The 21,097-nt window shown below is 36.4% G+C and carries 15 protein-coding genes and 1 pseudogene; 14 read left to right on the plus strand and 2 right to left on the minus strand.

The window, feature by feature from the left end:
• Positions 1-170 precede the first annotated feature (170 nt).
• From INR75_RS15865 to INR75_RS15890, 6 genes are all read left to right on the plus strand, one after another.
• Entirely contained in the window at positions 171-1,952 is a 1,782-nt protein-coding gene (locus INR75_RS15865; RefSeq protein WP_223089555.1) for a long-chain fatty acid--CoA ligase, read from the plus strand.
• A gap of 221 nt (positions 1,953-2,173) precedes the next feature.
• A complete protein-coding gene (locus tag INR75_RS15870; protein ID WP_223089556.1) occupies positions 2,174-2,632 on the plus strand; it encodes a MarR family winged helix-turn-helix transcriptional regulator in 459 nt (152 codons plus the stop codon).
• Positions 2,633-2,686: 54 nt separating this feature from the next.
• Complete coding sequence (locus tag INR75_RS15875) at positions 2,687-5,095, plus strand: 3-hydroxyacyl-CoA dehydrogenase/enoyl-CoA hydratase family protein (protein ID WP_223089557.1); 2,409 nt, start codon at positions 2,687-2,689, stop codon at positions 5,093-5,095.
• A gap of 63 nt (positions 5,096-5,158) precedes the next feature.
• Entirely contained in the window at positions 5,159-5,506 is a 348-nt protein-coding gene (locus INR75_RS15880; RefSeq protein WP_223089558.1) for a four helix bundle protein, read from the plus strand.
• Positions 5,507-5,577: 71 nt separating this feature from the next.
• Positions 5,578-6,771 (plus strand): acetyl-CoA C-acyltransferase, encoded by a 1,194-nt coding sequence (locus tag INR75_RS15885; RefSeq protein WP_223089559.1) that lies wholly within the window; start codon positions 5,578-5,580, stop codon positions 6,769-6,771.
• A 182-nt stretch (positions 6,772-6,953) separates the two neighbouring features.
• On the plus strand, positions 6,954-8,759 hold the full coding sequence (locus INR75_RS15890; RefSeq protein ID WP_223089560.1) for an acyl-CoA dehydrogenase family protein: 1,806 nt from the start codon (positions 6,954-6,956) through the stop codon (positions 8,757-8,759).
• 56 nt (positions 8,760-8,815) lie between these two features.
• Here the strand turns inward: INR75_RS15890 and INR75_RS15895 are convergent, their stop codons facing one another.
• The gene (locus INR75_RS15895; protein ID WP_223089561.1) at positions 8,816-9,724 is read right to left on the minus strand and encodes an SMP-30/gluconolactonase/LRE family protein; all 909 of its coding nucleotides are present in this window, start codon (positions 9,722-9,724) and stop codon (positions 8,816-8,818) included.
• Between the two features lie 217 nt (positions 9,725-9,941).
• Here INR75_RS15895 and INR75_RS15900 point away from each other — a divergent pair, with 217 nt between their 5' ends.
• Entirely contained in the window at positions 9,942-11,663 is a 1,722-nt protein-coding gene (locus tag INR75_RS15900; protein WP_255584572.1) for a mechanosensitive ion channel family protein, read from the plus strand.
• Between the two features lie 99 nt (positions 11,664-11,762).
• Complete coding sequence (locus INR75_RS15905) at positions 11,763-12,872, plus strand: mechanosensitive ion channel family protein (RefSeq protein ID WP_223089562.1); 1,110 nt, start codon at positions 11,763-11,765, stop codon at positions 12,870-12,872.
• Positions 12,873-12,968: 96 nt separating this feature from the next.
• On the opposite strand, the gene INR75_RS15910 is transcribed toward INR75_RS15905, so the two are convergent.
• Positions 12,969-14,768, minus strand: a complete 1,800-nt coding sequence (locus INR75_RS15910) for a glycoside hydrolase family 15 protein (protein WP_092541299.1) — start codon at positions 14,766-14,768, stop codon at positions 12,969-12,971.
• 95 nt (positions 14,769-14,863) lie between these two features.
• On the opposite strand from INR75_RS15910, the gene INR75_RS15915 reads away from it, so the two are divergent.
• The 6 genes and pseudogenes from INR75_RS15915 (at position 14,864) to INR75_RS15940 (ending at position 21,078) form a co-directional block, all read left to right on the plus strand.
• Entirely contained in the window at positions 14,864-17,071 is a 2,208-nt protein-coding gene (locus tag INR75_RS15915) for a bifunctional alpha,alpha-trehalose-phosphate synthase (UDP-forming)/trehalose-phosphatase (RefSeq protein WP_223089563.1), read from the plus strand.
• 192 nt (positions 17,072-17,263) lie between these two features.
• Positions 17,264-17,554 (plus strand): YtxH domain-containing protein, encoded by a 291-nt coding sequence (locus INR75_RS15920; protein WP_092541304.1) that lies wholly within the window; start codon positions 17,264-17,266, stop codon positions 17,552-17,554.
• Positions 17,555-17,770: 216 nt separating this feature from the next.
• Positions 17,771-18,324, plus strand: a pseudogene (locus INR75_RS15925) (fasciclin domain-containing protein).
• Positions 18,325-18,451: 127 nt separating this feature from the next.
• Positions 18,452-19,801, plus strand: coding sequence for a M28 family metallopeptidase (locus tag INR75_RS15930; RefSeq protein WP_223089564.1), 1,350 nt, complete (start codon positions 18,452-18,454; stop codon positions 19,799-19,801).
• A 176-nt stretch (positions 19,802-19,977) separates the two neighbouring features.
• Positions 19,978-20,178 (plus strand): hypothetical protein, encoded by a 201-nt coding sequence (locus INR75_RS15935; protein WP_223089565.1) that lies wholly within the window; start codon positions 19,978-19,980, stop codon positions 20,176-20,178.
• Between the two features lie 21 nt (positions 20,179-20,199).
• Positions 20,200-21,078 (plus strand): PRC-barrel domain-containing protein, encoded by an 879-nt coding sequence (locus tag INR75_RS15940; RefSeq protein ID WP_223089566.1) that lies wholly within the window; start codon positions 20,200-20,202, stop codon positions 21,076-21,078.
• Positions 21,079-21,097: the final 19 nt, after the last annotated feature.

Consider the following 21,097-nt stretch of genomic DNA (forward strand, 5'->3'; position numbering starts at 1 on the left):
TTAACTGATTTTATAATTTATTAATATAAATTGTCGTTGAACACTATAGAAATTTAACTGAAATTAAAAATTCTATAATTTAAACCTTATTTTTAGTTTCTTTTTTATTAATTTCATTTGAATTACTCCGCTATTTTGCTATTTTGCAAGGTATGCTAATGTTTAGATAGATGAACGAGATAAAACGTCTTTTTGATTTTCCATATTATCAGCAGAAAAACTTTCCGCTGCAAACTTCCCTTGCTACTAAGAAAAATGGCGAATGGGAAAAATTATCTACAAACGAATATTTAGATCAGGCCAACAAAATTAGTCGAGGTCTTTTAAGATTAGGAATTCAGCCAAATGATAAGATCGCTGTTATTTCTTCAAACAATAGAAACGAGTGGAATATACTCGATATTGGAGTTTTACAAACTGGGGCTCAAAATGTTCCTGTATATCCAACTATTTCCGAACAAGAATACGAATACGTTATAAATCATAGCGAATCGATCTACTGTTTTGTTTCAGACAAAGAGGTACTGGATAAAGTAAATGCGATTAAAGAAAATACACAGCTTAAAGAAGTGTATAGCTTTGATGATATTGAAGGTTGTAAGAACTGGAAAGAAGTTTTAGAGCTTGGTGAAGATCTTAGCAATCAAGACGAAGTGCAGCAGCGTATGGATGCCGTGACTTCTAAAGATCTGGCGACTTTAATTTATACTTCGGGCACCACCGGTAAACCTAAAGGCGTTATGCTTTCTCACGAAAATATTGTGAGTAATGTTATGGGAAGTGCTCCTCGTGTTCCTTTCGATTTTGGAACCTATACGGCTCTTAGCTTTTTACCTATTTGCCATGTTTTTGAACGAATGATCCTCTATTTATACCAATATTATGCGGTATCGATCTATTTTGCTGAATCTATCGATATGCTAAGTGAAAACCTAAAAGAGGTTAAACCAAATGTGATTACAGCGGTACCAAGATTACTTGAAAAGGTTTACGATAAGATCGTAGCTAAAGGATCTTCTGCCGGTGGTGTTAAAACGGCATTATTTAATTGGTCTTTAGGATTAGGACATCAATATGAGCCATACGGAGCTAATGGCTCATGGTATGAATTTAAACTAGGTTTAGCCCGAAAGATCGTTTTTTCTAAATGGAAAGAAGGATTAGGTGGAAATATAGAATTAATTGTTTCTGGTAGCGCTGCTTTACAACCCCGACTTGCCAGAGTTTTTGCTGCAGCCGGAATCCCTGTGATGGAAGGATACGGACTAACAGAAACTTCGCCGGTGATCGCGGTGAATGATGAACGTGATCATAATTTTAGAATAGGAACGGTAGGAAAACCTATTAAAAACTGTGAAGTTAAAATTGCAGAAGATGGTGAGATCTTAGCCAAAGGTCCTAATATTATGATGGGCTATTATAAAGATGAAGAAAAGACGAAATTAGCGATTACAGAAGATCATTATTTTCATACAGGAGATATTGGTGAGATCGATGCAGATGGTTTCTTGAAGATCACCGATAGGAAAAAAGAAATGTTTAAGACTTCTGGTGGTAAGTACGTGGCTCCGCAGATTTTAGAAAATACTATGAAGCAATCTCAATTTATTGAGCAGATCATGGTTGTTGGTGAAGGAGAAAAAATGCCGGCTGCGTTAATTCAACCAAATTTTGAGTTCGTAAAAGAATGGGCTTCACGCAAGAATATCGATCTTGGTGATAATTCTGAAAAAGAGATTGCGAATAATCAATTGGTTCATGATCGAATTCAACAAGACATTGATTTTTATAATAAAAAATTTGGTAACTGGGAACAGATTAAAACATTTAGATTGACACCTGAAGCTTGGACGGTTGAAGACGGCCACTTAACTCCTACCATGAAAGTAAAAAGAAGAAATGTAAAAGAACGATACATAGAATTATACAATTTGATCTACGATCGAAAATAATTCGAAACTAGATTCATTTTATTGCACAAAACTCCCCATTTCCGGGGAGTTTTTCGTTTTGTCGAAAAAATATACAGCTAATAATATAAAATTAACAAATTTTACGTTTATTTATTATGCATGCATAGTATAATTTTATTACATTTGGAAGGCTTGCTTTTCATGTAAAAAAGCTTCAAAAGTGATTTCTTAATCGAAATTCCCTACCAAAAGGGTTAAATATGAAAGAAAAGACAATAGATCATGTTTTAAGAGCTACCTGGATGGCTGTTTCTAAAATGTACAACGAAGAAGCTGGTAAAGCTGGCAGTACAATGGCTACAGGTTTTGCTCTTTTAAGTATAGATCCTGAAAAAGGAACCCCTTCGACTTCATTAGGCCCAAAAATGGGTATGGAAGCGACCAGTTTGAGCAGAATTTTAAGGACAATGGAAGATAAAGGTCTCATCGTTCGAAAAAGAAATCCTGAAGATGGTCGCAGTGTGCTTATTTACCTCACAAAATTTGGACTGGAATTGCGCAATTTCTCTAAAGGTGTTGTTCTAAGGTTTGATGATGCCGTTAAAGAAAATGTAAGTGAAGAGGATCTAAAAACTTTTATAGAGGTTGCCAATACCATTACAGAACTTATAGCGAATAAGAAAATATATAAACAAGAAATAGATTTAAATAATGAATAATCAGGCTTCAATGCTACAGTGCATTGTAGCAATTCTAAAACCAGACCTAAAATAATGAAGCGAACAATCAATAAAGTTGCTGTTGTAGGTTCAGGGATTATGGGTAGCGGTATTGCCTGCCACTTCGCCAATATTGGCGTCGAGGTGTTACTGCTCGATATCGTTCCGCGAGAACTCAATGAAAAAGAACAAAAAAAGGGGCTTACTTTAGAAGATAAAGAAGTGCGCAATCGTGTCGTTAACGATTCATTGCAAAACTCTTTAAAATCGAAGCCCTCTCCTATTTACCATAAAGATTTTGCCAATCGCATAACCACCGGAAACTTAGAAGATGATATCGCTAAAGTTTCTGAAGCAGATTGGATCATCGAAGTGGTAGTAGAACGACTTGATATTAAAAAACAGGTTTTCGAAAAACTTGAAAAACATAGAAAACCGGGAACATTAATTACTTCGAATACTTCCGGGATTCCTATCAAATTTATGAACGAAGGTAGAAGTGAAGATTTCCAGAAGCATTTCTGCGGAACGCACTTTTTCAATCCGCCAAGATATTTACGCCTATTCGAAATTATTCCAGGACCAGATACTTCAGATGAAGTGTTGAATTTCCTGAATGACTACGGAAAAAAATTCCTGGGTAAAAAATCGGTTATCGCGAAAGATACGCCGGCTTTTATCGGAAACCGCGTTGGGATCTTCAGTATAATGAGTTTGTTCCATATGGTGAAAGATATGGATATGACAATTGAAGAAGTCGATAAACTTACCGGTCCGGTAATTGGTCGTCAAAAATCGGCTACTTTCCGTACCGTAGATGTGGTTGGTTTAGATACCTTGGTGCACGTTGCTAACGGTTTGTACGAAAACGTTCCCGATGATGAGGCTCACGAGCTTTTTAGACTTCCAGATTTTATCCAAACAATGATGGATAATAAATGGTTGGGAAGCAAAACCAATAATACCGGATTTTATAAAAAAGTAAAAAAGGACGATGGTTCCAGCGAGATCAAATCTTTAGATCTTGATAAAATGGAATTCCGTGATCGTAAAAGCGCGAAATTCGGAGTTTTAGAACAAACCAAAACTATCGATAAACTTAGCGATCGTTATAAAGTGCTTATTAAAGATGAAGGTAAAGCCGGTAAATTTTATCGCAAAAACTTCTCAGCACTTTTCGCTTATGTGTCAAACAGAATTCCGGAAATCACCGATGAACTTTACAAGATCGACGATGCGATGCAAGCCGGTTTTGGATGGGAACACGGACCTTTTCAGGTTTGGGATGCCATTGGTGTAGAAAAAGGAATCGAAATGATGAAAGCTGAAGGTTACGAGCCAGCAGCTTGGGTTTCAGAAATGGTAGATGCCGGTATCACTTCATTTTATTCAGTAAAAGAAGGAAATACGTATTATTATGAAATTCCAGAAAAGAAACACGTAAAAGTTCCGGGACAGGATTCTTATATCATTTTAGACAATATTCGCGAATCTAAGGCTGTATTCCAAAATAGCGGAGTTGTAGTTGAAGATTTGGGCGATGGTATATTGAATCTGGAATTCCGCAGTAAGATGAATTCAATTGGTGGTGATGTTCTCGACGGAATTAATAAAGCGATTGATCTTGCTGAAAAAGAATACCGCGGACTCGTAGTGTCCAACGACGGAAAAAACTTCTCTGTAGGCGCCAATATCGGGATGATCTTTATGATGGCGGTAGAGCAGGAATACGACGAGCTGAATATGGCGATCAAATATTTTCAGGATACGATGATGCGTATGCGCTACTCCTCTATTCCAACGGTTGCTGCGCCGCATAATATGGCGCTTGGTGGTGGTTGCGAACTTTCACTTCACGCCGATAAAGTGGTGGCTCACGCTGAAACTTATATTGGTTTAGTCGAATTTGGCGTTGGAGTAATTCCCGGCGGTGGTGGTTCTAAAGAATTGACTTTAAGAGCCGCTGATACCTACCAAAAAGATGATGTAGAATTGAATCGTTTACGTGAAAACTTCCTAACGATAGGAATGGCAAAAGTATCTACTTCTGCGTACGAAGCTTACGATACCAATATTCTTCAAAAAGGAAAAGATATTGTGGTGGTGAATCGTGACAACCAATTAGCAATCGCCAAAAAACACGCGATGTTAATGGCTGATAATGGGTATACGAAACCAATTATGCGAAAAGACATTAAAGTCCTTGGTAAACAAGCTTTAGGTGCTTTTTATGTAGGAACCGACCAGATGAATGCCGGAAAATACATTAGTGATCACGATAAGAAAATCGCCAATAAATTGGCTTACGTAATGGCCGGTGGAGATCTTTCTGAAGCTTCTTACGTTAGCGAGCAATACTTATTAGACCTGGAACGTGAAGCTTTCTTAAGCCTTTGCGGAGAACGAAAAACCTTAGAACGTCTTCAGCATATGTTACAGAAGGGGAAACCGCTTAGGAATTAAGTGTAGATTGATTGTAAACCGTATACTGTAAAATGTAAATCGTAGCCTGAAATTTGAAAAGTGATGAATTATTTCAAAGAATTAAAAGTTTGGCAAAAAGCAATTAATCTAGTTACCGATACGTATACTAAGAGTCAAAATTTTCCAAAAGAAGAGCTTTATGGATTAACTTCTCAAATGAGAAGATCTGCCGTATCGATACCTTCCAACATTGCAGAAGGATGCGGAAGAAAGACCAATAAAGATTTTGCTAATTTTTTGGGAATAGCTCTTGGATCTGCATTTGAACTTGAAACCCAACTGATAATTGCCAAAAATCTAAATTTTCTTAGTGCAAATGATTTTGGAAATTTTGAAAGTGAAATTCAGCATATCCAGAATATGATTATCAAATTACAATCAACATTATAGAAATGAACGAGAGTATCAGTATACATTTTACGAATTACATTATACACTTCTAAAATTCTAAAATAAAACAAATGAGCAAGACTGCATATATAGTAAAAGCATATAGAACCGCCGTGGGGAAAGCGCCTCGAGGTGTGTTCAGATTTAAAAGACCAGATGAACTGGCAGCGGAAACCATCGAATATATGATGGATAAACTTCCGGAATTCGATAAAACGCGTATCGACGATGTGATCGTTGGGAATGCAATGCCTGAAGCTGAGCAAGGCTTGAATGTTGGGCGTTTAATTTCTTTAATGGGATTAAAAACTGAAGACGTACCGGGAATGACGGTGAATCGCTATTGCGCTTCAGGATTGGAAACTATTGCTATTGCTTCAGCAAAAATCCAAAGTGGAATGGCCGATTGTATTATCGCAGGTGGAGCTGAAAGTATGAGCTACATCCCGATGGGTGGTTATAAACCGGTGCCAGACTATAAATTGGCGAAAGAAGGTCACGAGGATTATTACTGGGGAATGGGGTTAACTGCGGAAGCGGTTGCCAATCAGTATAAAGTTTCTCGTGAAGATCAGGATGAATTTGCTTACAACTCGCATCAAAAAGCGATAAAAGCACAGGCGGAAGATCGTTTTCAAGATCAAATCGTCCCGATCACGATCGACCAAACTTATGTGGATGCTGACGGGAAAAAGAAAACCAAAAGCTATACGGTAAATAAAGATGAAGGTCCGCGTAAAGATACTTCTGAAGCGGTGCTAAATAAACTCCGCCCTGTTTTTGCTGAAGGCGGAAGCGTAACTGCCGGTAACTCTTCACAAATGAGTGATGGTGCAGCTTTTGTAATGGTGATGAGCGAAGAAATGGTGAAAGAATTAAATATTGAACCCATTGCCAGAATGGTAAGTTATACCGCCGTTGGTGTCGAACCAAGAATAATGGGAATCGGTCCGGTAAAAGCTATTCCGAAAGCCATCAAGCAAGCCGGACTAAAACAAGATGATATTTCATTAATCGAACTAAACGAAGCTTTCGCTTCACAGTCATTAGCCGTGATTCGCGAATTAGGATTGAATCAGGATCTGGTAAATGTAAACGGTGGCGCCATTTCAATGGGACATCCACTTGGTTGTACCGGTGCCAAACTATCGGTGCAGGTCTTTGATGAAATGCGTAAACGCAACCTGAACAACAAATATGCAATGGTAACAATGTGCGTAGGAACCGGGCAAGGCGCTGCGGGGGTTTATGAATTTCTAAATTAGAAGATAGATCAGAGAACATAGAGAATAGACTTAAGACAATTGAACTCTAAGATTTAGAGAATAAAATTCAGCTATTACAAAGAATGATTTCAAAATTTATAGATAATCTAAAATAATCCTGACTCTTGAGTCTTGAATCTTAATTCTAAACTCTGAGTCTTTTCAAAATTCAAAATAATAAAATGGAAGCTAAAACAGATAAAGAAATATTACGCGGTGGTCAATTCTTAGTGAAAGAAACCAACTGCGAAGACATTTTTACTCCTGAAGATTTTAACGAGGAGCAAAAGATGATGCGTGATTCTGTGCAGGAATTTGTAGATCGTGAGATCATTCCGCATAAAGAAAGATTCGAGAAAAAAGATTACGCGCTTACCGAAGAAATAATGCAAAAAGCCGGGGAACTTGGTTTTCTTGGTGTTGCCGTACCCGAAGAATATGACGGACTAGGAATGGGATTTGTATCTACAATGCTGGTTTGTGATTATATTTCTGGGGCTACCGGATCGATTGCGACTGCTTTTGGAGCGCATACCGGAATTGGAACGATGCCGATTACCCTTTACGGAACCGAAGAGCAAAAGAAAAAATACGTGCCTAAATTAGCTACCGGAGAATGGTTTGGTGCGTATTGTTTAACTGAACCGGGCGCAGGTAGTGATGCAAATTCAGGAAAAACCAAAGCCGTGCTTTCTGAAGACGGAAAACACTACAGCATTAGCGGACAAAAAATGTGGATCTCTAACGCTGGTTTTGCCAATGTTTTCATCGTTTTTGCTCGAATTGAAGATGATAAGAATATCACCGGATTTATCGTAGAAAACGATAAAGAAAACGGAATTTCTTTCGGGGAAGAAGAAAAGAAATTAGGAATCCACTCCTCTTCTACCCGCCAGGTTTTCTTTAACGATACTAAAGTTCCGGTAGAAAATATGCTGGCTGGTCGTGGCGAAGGTTTCAAAATTGCGATGAATGCCTTAAACGTAGGCCGAATTAAGTTAGCAGCTGCCTGTTTAGATGCTCAACGTCGCGTAACTGCAAATGCGGTTCAGTATGCTAATGAAAGAGTTCAGTTTAAAACGCCAATTGCGCAATTTGGCGCGATCAAACAGAAATTAGCAGAGATGGCAACTTCAGCTTATGTTGGTGAATCTGCTTCATACCGTGCAGCTAAAAATATCGAAGACCGAATTAATATTCGCTTAGAGAGTGGAAATTCTCACTCTGAAGCCGAATTAAAAGGTGTTGAAGAATATGCGATAGAATGTTCTATTTTGAAAGTTGCCTGTTCAGAAGATATTCAGAATTGCTCTGATGAAGGAATTCAGGTGTTTGGCGGAATGGGATTCTCTGCCGATACGCCAATGGAAGCGGCTTGGAGAGACGCTCGTATTTCCAGAATTTACGAAGGAACCAACGAAATTAACAGAATGCTCTCTGTAGGAATGCTTGTGAAGAAAGCGATGAAAGGTCACGTAGATCTTTTAGGGCCTGCACAATCTGTAGCCAACGAGTTAACCAGTATTCCATCTTTCGATAAACCGGATTATTCTGAATTGTTTGCTGAAGAAAAGGAAATGATTAAAAAGCTGAAAAAAGTATTTTTGATGGTTGCCGGTAGCGCTGTTCAGAAATTCGGACCTCAACTAGAAGAACATCAGCAATTATTATTAGCTGCTTCAGATATTCTAATCGAAGTTTATATGGCAGAATCGGCTATTTTAAGAACTGAAAAGAATGCGAAACGTTTTGGTGAAGATTCGCAGAAAGAGCAGATCGCAATGTCGCAACTTTATCTTTACAATGCCGTTGAAACGATTAATGCAAAAGCTAAAGAAGGAATTATTTCTTTCGCTGAAGGTGATGAATTAAGAATGATGTTAATGGGATTAAAGCGTTTTACGAAATACGACAACTTCCCGAATATTGTAAAATTAAGAACCCAAATTGCCGATAAATTAATCGCTGAAAATAAGTACTGTTTTTAAGTATTTTAATGGTTTATGTTAAGTTGGAGGCCACTTTTAAGCAGGTGGCCTCTTTTTTATTTTCTAAACCAACGCATTCCGTGGGTTTTCATTTTTAGTTTGTATACTGCATCTGAAGCAGTAATGAATAAAATATCCTGATCTTTCCCTCCAAACGTGACATTTGCCGTCCATTTTTTATCGATTTTAATATGATCTATCTTGTTGCCATCTTTATCAAAAATCGTCACTCCGTCTCCCGTTAGATATACATTTCCTTCATTATCTGTAGTCATTCCGTCTGAACCCATTTCAGCAAAAAGTTCACGCTCACTTAATTCTCCATTTTCTTCAATTTTAAACTTAAAAGTCTTGTTTTTTGAACGATCGGCTACATAAAGAATTTTGTCCTTAGCTGAACCTATAATTCCGTTTGGAAGTACAAAGTTTTCCGCAGCGATTTTTACCGTTTTATGATCTGGAGAGAGATAATACACTCTTCTTTCATTCATATCAGCTGAAGTCCGCTGCCAATAATCCCTTTGATAATAAGGATCGGTAAAATAGATTCCGCCTTTATCATCGATCCAAAGATCGTTTGGGCCATTAAAATTTTTATTGCTGAAATTATCTAAAATCACCTCCACTTTTTTATTTGGACTAATCTTCCACAACTCAAAATTTTCGTCGGCACAAGCCCAAAGATTCTCATTATCGTCAAAAAACAATCCATTAGAACGTCCTGCATCTTCCATAAACAGAGAAATTGAGTCTGTTTCAGCATTCCATTTTAAGATTCGATTGTTTGGCTGATCTGTAAAGTAAATGTTTCCCATTTTATTTGAAGCGGGGCCTTCAGTAAACTCAAATTTATCTGAAATTAATTGTGGTTTGGCGCCATCTTCAATCGGGGATAGGTTTTGACCGTAGACACCTGATAAAATCAGAAAAAAGATTGAAAATTGGAATATCGATAGCTTTTTCATTTTTAAAATTTAAATGAAGATAAGTATTTTGGAATTTAAATTTTGAATTAGTTTCGATTTAGAAAAATAAAAATTAGGTTGTATTTAACTAAAATCGACAAAAATTCACAGTTTTTTTAGTGTTCTTAACGCTTTACTAATAATTTATATTACTAAAACAGAGTACATTGGAATTATGCCTTACAAATACTTATTCAGCCTCCTTCTCTCTGTATTTTTGTGTAATATTTCAGTTGCTCAAGATCCCTCAGATAGCACCGATAGTAGTCAAAACACTCAACTTCCTTCAAAAGAACCTATAACAAAAAATAAAGGTAAATTCAGGCCTAACGCTATAGATGAATATAACGAGGCATATTATATTATTAACAGACTGAATGAAAGTATAGGTTTACCTCCAAATAATGTCAACTTTCAGACTCCGCAGGCAACATTAGAACATTTTGTAATAAGCGCTCGAGAAAACGATTATATTAATGCCGCTTATGCCCTAAATTTGAATCTTTTACCATCTGACCTATCTCATAAAGATGCTGCTTTACTGGCCGAAAAACTATATTTTGTAATTAACCAACGTGTGAAACTAAACTGGGATGATCTACCTGATAGGCCTGATGGGCAGATCGATATACAAACCAGTACCAACAAAGCTGTAGCCGGAAATCCAAGAAGAAGCATCGTTTTTGGTGAAGTTGACCTTGATGGTAGAGATTATGTTTTTAGACTGCAAAGAGTTAAATACAAAGATTACGGTGCATTTTGGCTAATCTCACCCAACACTGTAGAAAATATTGATGAGCTCTATAAGGTTTATGGCCCCAGAAAATTAGATCGAATGATGCCAGATTGGGCCAGGATAAAATTATGGTCTATGCCGGTATGGAAATTTGCAGGAGCCTTACTTCTTATACTACTCTGCTATTATATAGGGAAATTATTTTCTTTTTACCTACGAAAATTCCTTATGAAATCGAATAAACAATGGATGCAAAATATCGCCGGAAAACTAACTACTCCGGCTGGTGTAGCTATAGGTGTTCTATCATTTTATCTTTTACTCAATAACCTGATCTCATTCGCCGGTTCTTTCGCTACAACTTTATATGCTATTTTATTAATAGTTGTAATTGGTTCTATTACCTGGTTTTTTATGAGAATGGTAGATTATTTTATGCTCTATGTTGCTGAAAATAAAATTGGTGATACCAGTGTAGAAGAAAACTCTGAAGCCAGGAAAATGCTTACCTACATTTCTGTAGCAAGGCGAATAGTTACCTTTATCGTGATCATTTTTGGAATTTCTGTAGTTCTGTCTCAATTTAGATCTTTAGAAAAATTAGGGATTTCATTGATGGCATCTGCAGGTGTTGCTACCGTGATTCTTGGTATTGCGGCACAAAGTACGCTGGGTAATATTATCGCCGGTGTCCAAATAGCGCTTACAAAACCAGCAAGAATTGGAGACACCGTAATTATCGATGACGATTGGGGATACGTAGAAGATATTCGTTTTACCTATATGGTGGTTAGAACCTGGGATTGGCGCCGTATTGTTGTTCCTTTAAGATACGTAATATCCAATACTTTTGAAAACTGGTCGATGACCTCGGCACATCAAATACGACCAATTAGTATATACGCAGATTACAGGATCGATGTAAAGAAAGTTAGGAAAAAATTCGAGGAGATCTTAAAAACTAAAGAAAGCTGGGATGAAAATAAACCACCTGTTGTTCAGGTTGTAGATACAACAGAAAAATCGATTCAAATTAGGTTTCTTTGTAGTTCTAAAGATGCGGTTGAAGCATGGGATCTGCATTGTGAGCTGCGCGAGGAACTTGTAAGTTATATAAGTAGTTTGGAAGATGGATCTTACTTAGCAACTTCAAGAGTACGAGTTCAGGAATTTCCTTCTAATAATAGTAAAGATAATTCGTAAAGAAGCATTTGCAGTACGAAAACCTTTTCAGTTAAAGTAATTTTAACTAGAAGAGCATATTCATTCATTTTATATAAATTATGATCAAATTCGACCAAAATGACCCAAGATGTACTTACAGACGAAGCACTAAATACCACTTATCTTATTGGGGGAATCCTTGCTGTAGTAGTAGTTTTTGCTATTGCATTTTTTATCATCAAAAAAATAGGAAAGGATCCAAAAAATGTTTTGCCCATAAATCTGGCCGGGCGGATTCGCATTCCGCTTTTAATATTTCTTCTTTCCTTATTTCTTAAGGTTTGTCTTTTTCAAGATGTATTTTCTAATGCTGAATTGATCGATCTTGTAAAACATGCCAGTACGATAGGAATTATTATAAGTTTTACCTGGTTCTTAATTGTTTTCCTGAAAGTTTTTAAAGAACGACTGTTGAAGAAATATGATTTTAATACTGATAATAACCTGAAGGCTAGAAAAGTTTATACGCAATTTACGATTCTTGAAAATATTGTCATCTTTATTTTGATAATCCTGGCTATTGGGATTTCACTAATGAGTTTTGAAAGTATTAGAGAAGTTGGTCTTAGTTTACTTACTTCTGCCGGTATTGCTGGTATCATTGTAGGTTTGGCTGCGCAAAAAGCTATTGGAACTTTACTTGCGGGTATACAGATTGCCATTACTCAGCCTATTCGATTGCAGGATGCCGTTATTGTTGAAGGCGAATGGGGATGGATCGAAGAAATTACACTTACTTATGTTGTGGTTAAGGTTTGGGATAAGCGAAGATTAGTGGTTCCTTCTACTTATTTTATTGAAAATACATTCCAGAACTGGACGCGAAAATCGGCCGATATCATGGGGACGGTTTTTCTTTATACTGATTATAATGTTTCTTTTGATGCTATTAGAGCTGAATTAACCCGACTTTTAGAAGGTTCACCACTTTGGGATAAGCAGGTAAATGTTTTGCAGGTAACCGACGCGACTGAAAAATCTGTACAAATAAGAATATTGGTAAGTGCTAAAGATTCGCCAACGGCCTGGGATCTTAGAGTGTATATTCGAGAAAAATTGATCGATTTTATTCACCAAAATTATCCTCAGAGTTTACCAAGAACAAGAGTTGAATTACCACAGCAGGATCAAAATCCTTCAGAAAGTGTTAGTCCCAAACCTAAAGATCCTTCAGCAGAAAAAGAATAGAACCAAAAAATTATAATAAAAAAATCCCCAATATTGATTTGGGGATTTTTTTGATTCCGAAGTAATTTCTTCAGAATAATATATTATAGATCAGAATTAAAAGCCGCTAAACGCATTTTCTTCTGAAGCATGTCCTTTACTAAAGTTTGCAGCGGTTTCAATTAAAGCTAAATGTGAGTATGCTTGTGGGAAATTACCAAGCAATCTTTTAGTTTCAAAATCGATATCTTCACTAAACAATCCTAAGTGATTACTGTAAGAAAGTAATTGTTCGAACAAAGCTTTTGATTTTTCTTCTTCGCCAATTTTATATAGACTGTTAATTAGCCAAAATGTACAAATCGTAAAAGAGGAAGATGGTAATCCAAAATCATCTTTGTTTTTATAACGATACATTAATCCGTCGTTACACAATTCTTTTTCCGTTGCTCTTACAGTGCTTATAAATCGTGGATCCTTAGCATCTATAAATCCGTATGATTCCATTAGTAAAGTACTAGCATCAAGATCTGCAGATCCATAGGATTGCGTATAGGCCTGTTTTTCTTCGTTCCAACCATTATTATAGATATCGTCGTAGATTTCAGCTCTTAAGGTTTTCCAATGTGTATCATTTATACCCATTCGTAAAACTTCACCAATCTTTATCGCGCGATCTACCGCTACCCAACAAAGCAACTTGGAGAATACGAAATGACGATCTTCAGTTCTTAGTTCCCAAATTCCTTTATCTGGTTTTTGCCAGTTTTCTTCAACAATCATCACGATACCACGAACTACCGTCCAAAGTTCCTCACTATTTTCTAGTGAAGTCTCAAATTGTAGAAATTGCTGATAGATCACTTCCATCAAAATTCCGTAGATATCATTTTGCTTTTGGATATAAGCGGCATTTCCCGTTCTAACAGGATAAGAATCTTTATAACCACTTAAATGATCTAAAATATGTTCGGTAAGCTCTTTTTGGCCATCGATACCGTACATAATCTGAATTTTCTCATCTTTATCTGGGATGATATCGATGATAAATTGCAAAAATTCACGTGCAGATTTAACGTGTCCAAGCCCTGCCATTACTTTTATCACCATCGAAGCATCACGAATCCAGCAGAAACGATAATCCCAGTTTCGCTCCTCTCCTATGGTTTCTGGTAACGAAGTGGTCGCAGCAGCAAGTACCGCTCCAGATTTTTTATAGCTAAGTAACTTTAAAACCAAAGCACTACGCATAATTTCGTTAGTGTAATGCGAATAACGTGTAGTTTTCTCACTCCAGTTCATCCAGTAAGTCTTAGTTCTCTGGAATTTTAGATAAGAGCGATCTAAGGACTGTGTAATTAATTTTTCGTGATAACCTACTAAACAATACGCATTACCGGTTAACGTGATCTCTCTTTGCTGAAGAATATCATCTAAATCTAAATTAGAATAGAAGAACAGGGAATCGTATTTACCTTCTACAGTATAACTTTTTATATAGTTTCCCTTATTCTCATTATGGGTTTCTTCCCTGGCAAAATCCAATCTTGGATTATAGATTACCTTAAATTTTGGCTTTCCTTTTAATACTCTTAAAAACCGAATAATATCTGGTGGAGAATAATAAGAACCATCATCTCTAGGATATCGAGGCATAAAATCGATAAGCTGAAAAGCATCTTCTCCATTATCGAATTCTGTAGATAATATATTGGTCTCCCAAAGATATTCTTGCGAGATATTGTAATCCTCACTAACTTTAAACTCGAAGCTACCGCCTTTTTTCTCATCAAGAATTTTGGCAAAAACAGCAGCCGAATCAAATGCTGGTAAACAGCACCAATCTAATGATCCCGTTTTTGAAACAAGCGCACAACTCTTACAATTCCCGATTATTCCGTAATCTAAATTGTCCATATATCTTAAATTTCTTTTAAAAGAATGGTATTCTAAAATGAATTCCCGAAATTTAGTAAAATTCAAATTGGCAACAACAGCATTAGCATATAATTATGAGTAAAACTATTATTATTTCTAACCGTCTACCCCTGAAAATCGCTTTAGAAGACGATAAACTTCGAGTCACCCCAAGTGTTGGTGGTTTAGCTACTGGCCTTAAATCTTTTCATAAAGATGGCGATAGTATCTGGATTGGTTGGAGTGGTCTAACCGAAGAAGAAATTCCAGATCATCTGGAAGACGAAGTAAAGGAAAAAGCAAAAGCTGAAGACTGTATAGCCGTAAACTTAACAGAAGAAGAAGTTGACGGCTTTTATTATGGCTTTAGTAATCGTACGATCTGGCCACTGTTCCATTACTTTATGGAATTCACTGAAGCAGAACATTCGTCGTGGGAAATTTACAAGCAGGTAAATATCAAATATGCGAAAGAAGTTCTTAAACATTATGAAGCTGGCGACAGGGTTTGGGTTCACGATTACCAATTGCTATTAGTTCCTAAATTAATTAGAGACGAAGAACCAGAAGCCATTATTGGTTTCTTTAATCATATACCGTTTCCTTCCTATGAAGTTTTTAGAACATTACCATGGCGTGAATCGGTTTTAGAAGGGATGTTGGGAGCAGATCTTATAGGATTTCATACCTATGATTATGAAAGACACTTTTTAAGTTCGGTCACTAGAATTTTGCGTCATAAAGTTGATTTTAATGAAGTTACCCTACCAGAAAGAATTGTAAAGGTAGATTCTTTTCCTATGGGAATAGATTATAAGAAATTTGAAGATGCTGCACTTAATCATTTTAGAGGAACCGAGGATGAGCAATCTGAATTACAACGCAGACTGGACCTTCACCTCGAAGCTACACCAGATGCTAAATTGATTCTTAGTATCGACAGGTTAGATTATACTAAAGGAATCGCCAATAGAATTAGAGCTTTTGAATACTTCTTAGATAAATATCCTGAATTTATCGAAAAGGTAAGATTAGTCATGCTGGCAGTTCCTTCTCGATCTAATGTACCACAATATCAAAGATTAAAGCGTGAAATCGATGAATTGGTTGGACGTATAAACGGTAAATTCTCTACGGTAAGTTGGACACCAATCTGGTACTTTTACCGCTCTATGCCTTTTGATAATTTAATTGACCTGTATACTTCCTGCGATATTGCATTGCTTACACCAATTCGTGACGGGATGAATCTGGTTGCTAAAGAATATATCGCTACAAGAACAGATCATACCGGAGTTTTAATTTTGAGCGAAATGGCAGGTGCTGCTCACGAGATGAACGAAGCGCTAATTATTAATCCAAATAACTTTGAGCAAATAGCTTTAACTTTAAAACAAGCTATAGAAATGCCCAAAGAGGAACAGATTGAACGGAATAAAACACTTCAGAAAAGATTAAAAAGATACAATGTAGAAAAATGGGCCAAAGACTTTATGGGCGCCCTTAAGAATACGGAAGATAACCGAAGGTCTTTTGAATCCATTAGAATTACGCCTACCGTTTCAGAAAAACTAGTTGAGGATTACAAAACTTCAGAAAAAAGAATTCTGTTTCTAGATTACGACGGAACTTTAGTTGATTTTGTAGACAAACCTGAAGATGCTCGCCCAGACCAGGAGCTTATCGATCTTGTTACTCAGCTTAATTCACAGGAGAATACCGATGTAGTAATTATTAGTGGTCGCGATAAAGAAACACTTGGCGATTGGTGGAAAGGAACATCTATAGAACTAATTTCTGAACACGGCGCCTGGATGCGCCAAAAAAATTGCGAATGGGAGTTGTCTGAAAATGTAAAAAATGAATGGATGGATGCCGTTCGTCCCGTGATCGAAAGTTTTGTAGATCGTACGCCGGGTACATTTCTAGAAGAAAAAAACTATTCACTAGCATGGCATTATCGTAAAGCCGATCCAGAACTTGGTGATATTAGAGCGAACGAACTTTCTAATACTTTAAAAGGATTGGTTTCTAATCGTGGCTTAAGTGTATTGGCCGGGAACAAAGTTTTAGAAATTAAAAGTAGCGGAGTAAACAAAGGAAAAGCTTCCTCTAAAAAATTAGTGGGAGAAAATTACGATTTCATCTTTGCGATTGGGGACGACTGGACAGATGAATATATGTTCGAAGAGCTACCTAGAAAATCATATACCGTAAAAGTGGGCATAAAAAAAACAAGTGCAAATTATTACGTGAACGATACCAAAAGAGTTCGTGAAATATTAAAATCATTTTTGGATTGATCTAAGTCTTATTAAACGAACGAAAATTAGGAATGATCAAGTGCCTTAGAGCTACTTTAAACCTCTAATTGTTAAAATTATTGACAAATTCTAATAAAGTTTATATCAAGATTAACTCGGTATATATGGCTATAAGCCTGTTAATAAGTAATTTTACTGAACAATAATTTACGAACCGATAAAAACTAAACTATGAGATCAGGAGGAAAAATTTTAATAGGATTATTATCTGGAGCTGCAGCAGGTGTTGCGGCAGGTTTATTATTTGCCCCAAAAAAAGGTAAAGATACCAGAAAAGCAATTGCTGATACCAGTGATAACTATTATAAAGGAGCAAGAGGAAAAGTTACAGATTTTTCAGATTCTGTAGGTCATAAGATCGATGCTCTTAAAGCTAAAACAAAGGCAAGTTTTTCTAATTCAAAATCTGAAGAAAAAATAAATGAAGCTAAAGCTGAAATTCATGAAATGAAAGCTAGCTAAAGATTATAATTTTGAACTCAAGAAAGCCCCGAATTTAATTCGGGGCTTTTTTTTATGCATATTTTCTAAACTTACACCTTGTTTAAATCTTTATAAATACCGTCTAAAAACAACAATATTTTAAAAATACACATATTTTAACCATTTATTATGATAATTTAAAAATCCAAAGGGCAATATCTTTTCGTTTATATGATATAACTAAAACTTATTATCATGAAAAAATTAACATTTTTATTCAGCTTCACATTTGTACTTTTTGTTAGTGCCAATTTAAGTGCGCAAAAAACTAAAATGGTTGGTGGCGCTGAAATGTATCCATCCAAAACGATCGTAGAAAATGCATCACAATCTAAAGATCATACTACTTTGGTTGCAGCCGTAAAAGCAGCAGATCTCGTAGTAACTTTAAGCAGTGATGGTCCTTTTACCGTTTTTGCTCCTACAAACAATGCTTTTGAAAATTTACCGGCAGGAACTGTTGAAACTTTGCTTAAGCCAGAAAATAAACCGTCGTTGCAAGGAGTTTTAACTTATCATGTGATCGCCGGAAAATATGACGCTTCTAAAATTATGAAAGCTATTAAAAAAGGTAACGGAATGGCTTCTTTCGAAACAGTAAATGGTCAAAAAATTACTGCAATGTGAATGGTGATATGCTAAAAATTAAGGATGCAAGTGGTAATATTTCTACCGTATCAATTGCAGATGTTCACCAATCAAACGGAGTTGTACATGTTGTAGATAAAGTGTTTTTACCAAAAATGTAGAATTTTCACTAATAAAAGATTTGAGGCTGCTCTGGGAAAAAGAGCAGCTTTTTTTATTTTGAGAAATCCTAATTTGCAAGAAGGCTTAAAGTTTACGTAAATTACAAATCCAAAAACCACCTTATTTATGTTAAAAAAATTACCTATTAGCCTTTTGATGTTGTCTATAACATTACTTACCGGCAAAACTGTTTCTGCACAGGACACAGACCCTAAAATTTATGACATAATTTCTACAATATCGGCAGATAGTATCGAAGCTGATATAAGAAAGCTGGTAAGCTTTGGTACTCGAAATACTTTTAGCGATACCGTTTCTGATACACGCGGAATTGGCGCTGCTCGTCGTTGGATTAAATCTGAGTTCGACAATATTGCTTCAGATTGTAACTGCATGGATGTTTTTTACCAAAAGGACTTTGTAAAAAAAGAAGATGGCAGTAGAATTCCCAAAGATGCCTGGGTTGTAAATGTTGTTGCTATTCAGAAGGGAACAAAGTATCCAAATCGCTATATCATTATGAGTGGTGATATCGATTCTCGAGCTAGCAATACAATGAATTTTAAAATTGACGCACCGGGAGCTAATGATAATGCAAGCGGAATGGCCGGTACTATGGAAGCTGCTCGTGTTTTATCTAACTACAAATTCGAAAACAGCATTGTTTATGTTGGTCTTAGTGGTGAAGAACAGGGACTTTTTGGCGGTAAAGGCTTAGCCGAATATGCTAAAAAGAATAACTGGGATATCATCGGGATCTTAAATAACGATATGATCGGTAATATTGAAGGCGTAGACGGTGTGATTAGTAATCGTGATTTCAGAATATTTTCTGAACCGGTTCCTCCTACCGAAACTGAAAGAGAACGTACCATGCGTAGATTCTATGGCGGTGAAGTTGACGGTATTTCAAGACAATTAGCGCGCTACATTCATAAAACGACCAAAACCTATATGCCAGAAATGAATCCTATGATGATCTATCGTTTAGACCGGTTTGGCCGTGGTGGTCATCACCGCCCATTTAACGATCTTGGTTTCGCCGGAGTTCGTATTATGGAAGCGCACGAAAACTATAATCGCCAGCACCAGGATATTAGAACTGAAAACGGAATCGAATATGGCGATGTGATCGAAGGTGTGAATTTTGATTACGCAAAGAAACTGACTTCAGTAAATGCTATAAACCTGGCAAGCCTTGCATGGGCTCCACCAGCGCCAGAAAAAGTTGAAATTGGCGGAATTGTAGAAGCAGATACCAAACTAAGATGGGAATCTGTAGAAGGTGCTGTTGGTTACAAAATTTACTGGCGTGATACTACCGCTCCACAATGGCAGCATTCTCGTTTTGTGAAAGATGTTAGCGAGTTTACTTTAGATGGAGTGGTGATCGATAATTTTTTCTTTGGTGTTTCGGCTGTTGGAGAAAATGGTCACGAAAGTGTAGTGGTATTTCCATCGGGTACTTTTAGATAAAAACAGACTAATTTTTTATATAAAGCGAAATCGGAAGTTCCGATTTCGCTTTTTTTATGACTTTTTTACAAGCTTTCCATATACTTCGTTAATTAACAATAGTTTACTTTTTCCTTAAAGCTATTTAGCAAGCGCTCTATATAATTTTATAGAGCAATTAACCAATAAAACCAATTATGGCAGAAATAAGAATTGAAAAGAAAAAACAAATTTGGCCTTGGATCATTGTAATCATCGTTGTGGGTGTTTTAGCTTTCTTATATTTCTACGGAAGCGCACAAAGCGATAATAGTGAAGACGAAAGTTCTTTCGAAGAGATTAGCCAAATCGAAACACACGAAACTTCTAAAACGACTTCACCTATTTTAGAAATTTAAAACTAACCTAAACCAAAAATTATGGAAACCAAAGAAAAGCATTTATACAGTTTAAATGAACTTGGCGATTATAAAATCGCCAAAAACGATCATGATATACGCGGCTGGGAAGTAAGAGACCGTGATGCAAAGAGTATTGGAAGAATTGATAATTTACTTGCTAACAAAGACTTGGGGAAAGTAGTATATGTAGATGTTCAGGTTAACCAATCGATAATCGATAAAAATCACGATCCTTTTTCAGCAAATAACGATTCGGGATTTAAAGAATTTATAAACAAAGATGGAGAGAATCATATCATTATCCCCATTGGATTGATCGATATTCATCCAGAAGAAAAGTACGTGCACACCAATTCTTTAGATTATAACACGTTCGCAGCTACCAAGCGTTATAAAACCGGTGAGCCTATCTCCAGGAACTACGAAAAACAAATTCTATCTTCTTATAAGGCCAATTATCGTCCTAACGAAATTAAAGGAAAACATGATTCTTTAAACGATGATGAATATATTGAAAGTGAGTACAGCGCAAGAAAAAGGGAAAGCCGACCAAAGTATTCAAATGAAGGATATTCAGAAAAAGAAACAACTAAAGAAACAACTCAGGATCGCATTGAAAGAGAAAGAGCAAATCTAAAATACAAATCTGAAGTTCATCACGATCGAGAAGAAACTGATGAAGAGCGAATGGAAAGAGAAAGAGCTCATCTACGAGCAACTTCTGGTCAACCAGATCCTAATTTTAAACCATCCAGAACTTACGATGACGATGGAAATTGGGTTAGAGAAAAGGAATATTTAACTGACGCAGAGATCGAGTCCAGACGAAAAGGCCGAATTAGAAATGATGAAGATTTTTATGATCAGGAAGAATTTAAGCTAAGAAGAAAATACTAAAAACACCTAACAAAAAAAT

This window comes from Zunongwangia sp. SCSIO 43204 (genome assembly GCF_019904275.1).
GTDB lineage: Bacteria > Bacteroidota > Bacteroidia > Flavobacteriales > Flavobacteriaceae > Zunongwangia > Zunongwangia mangrovi.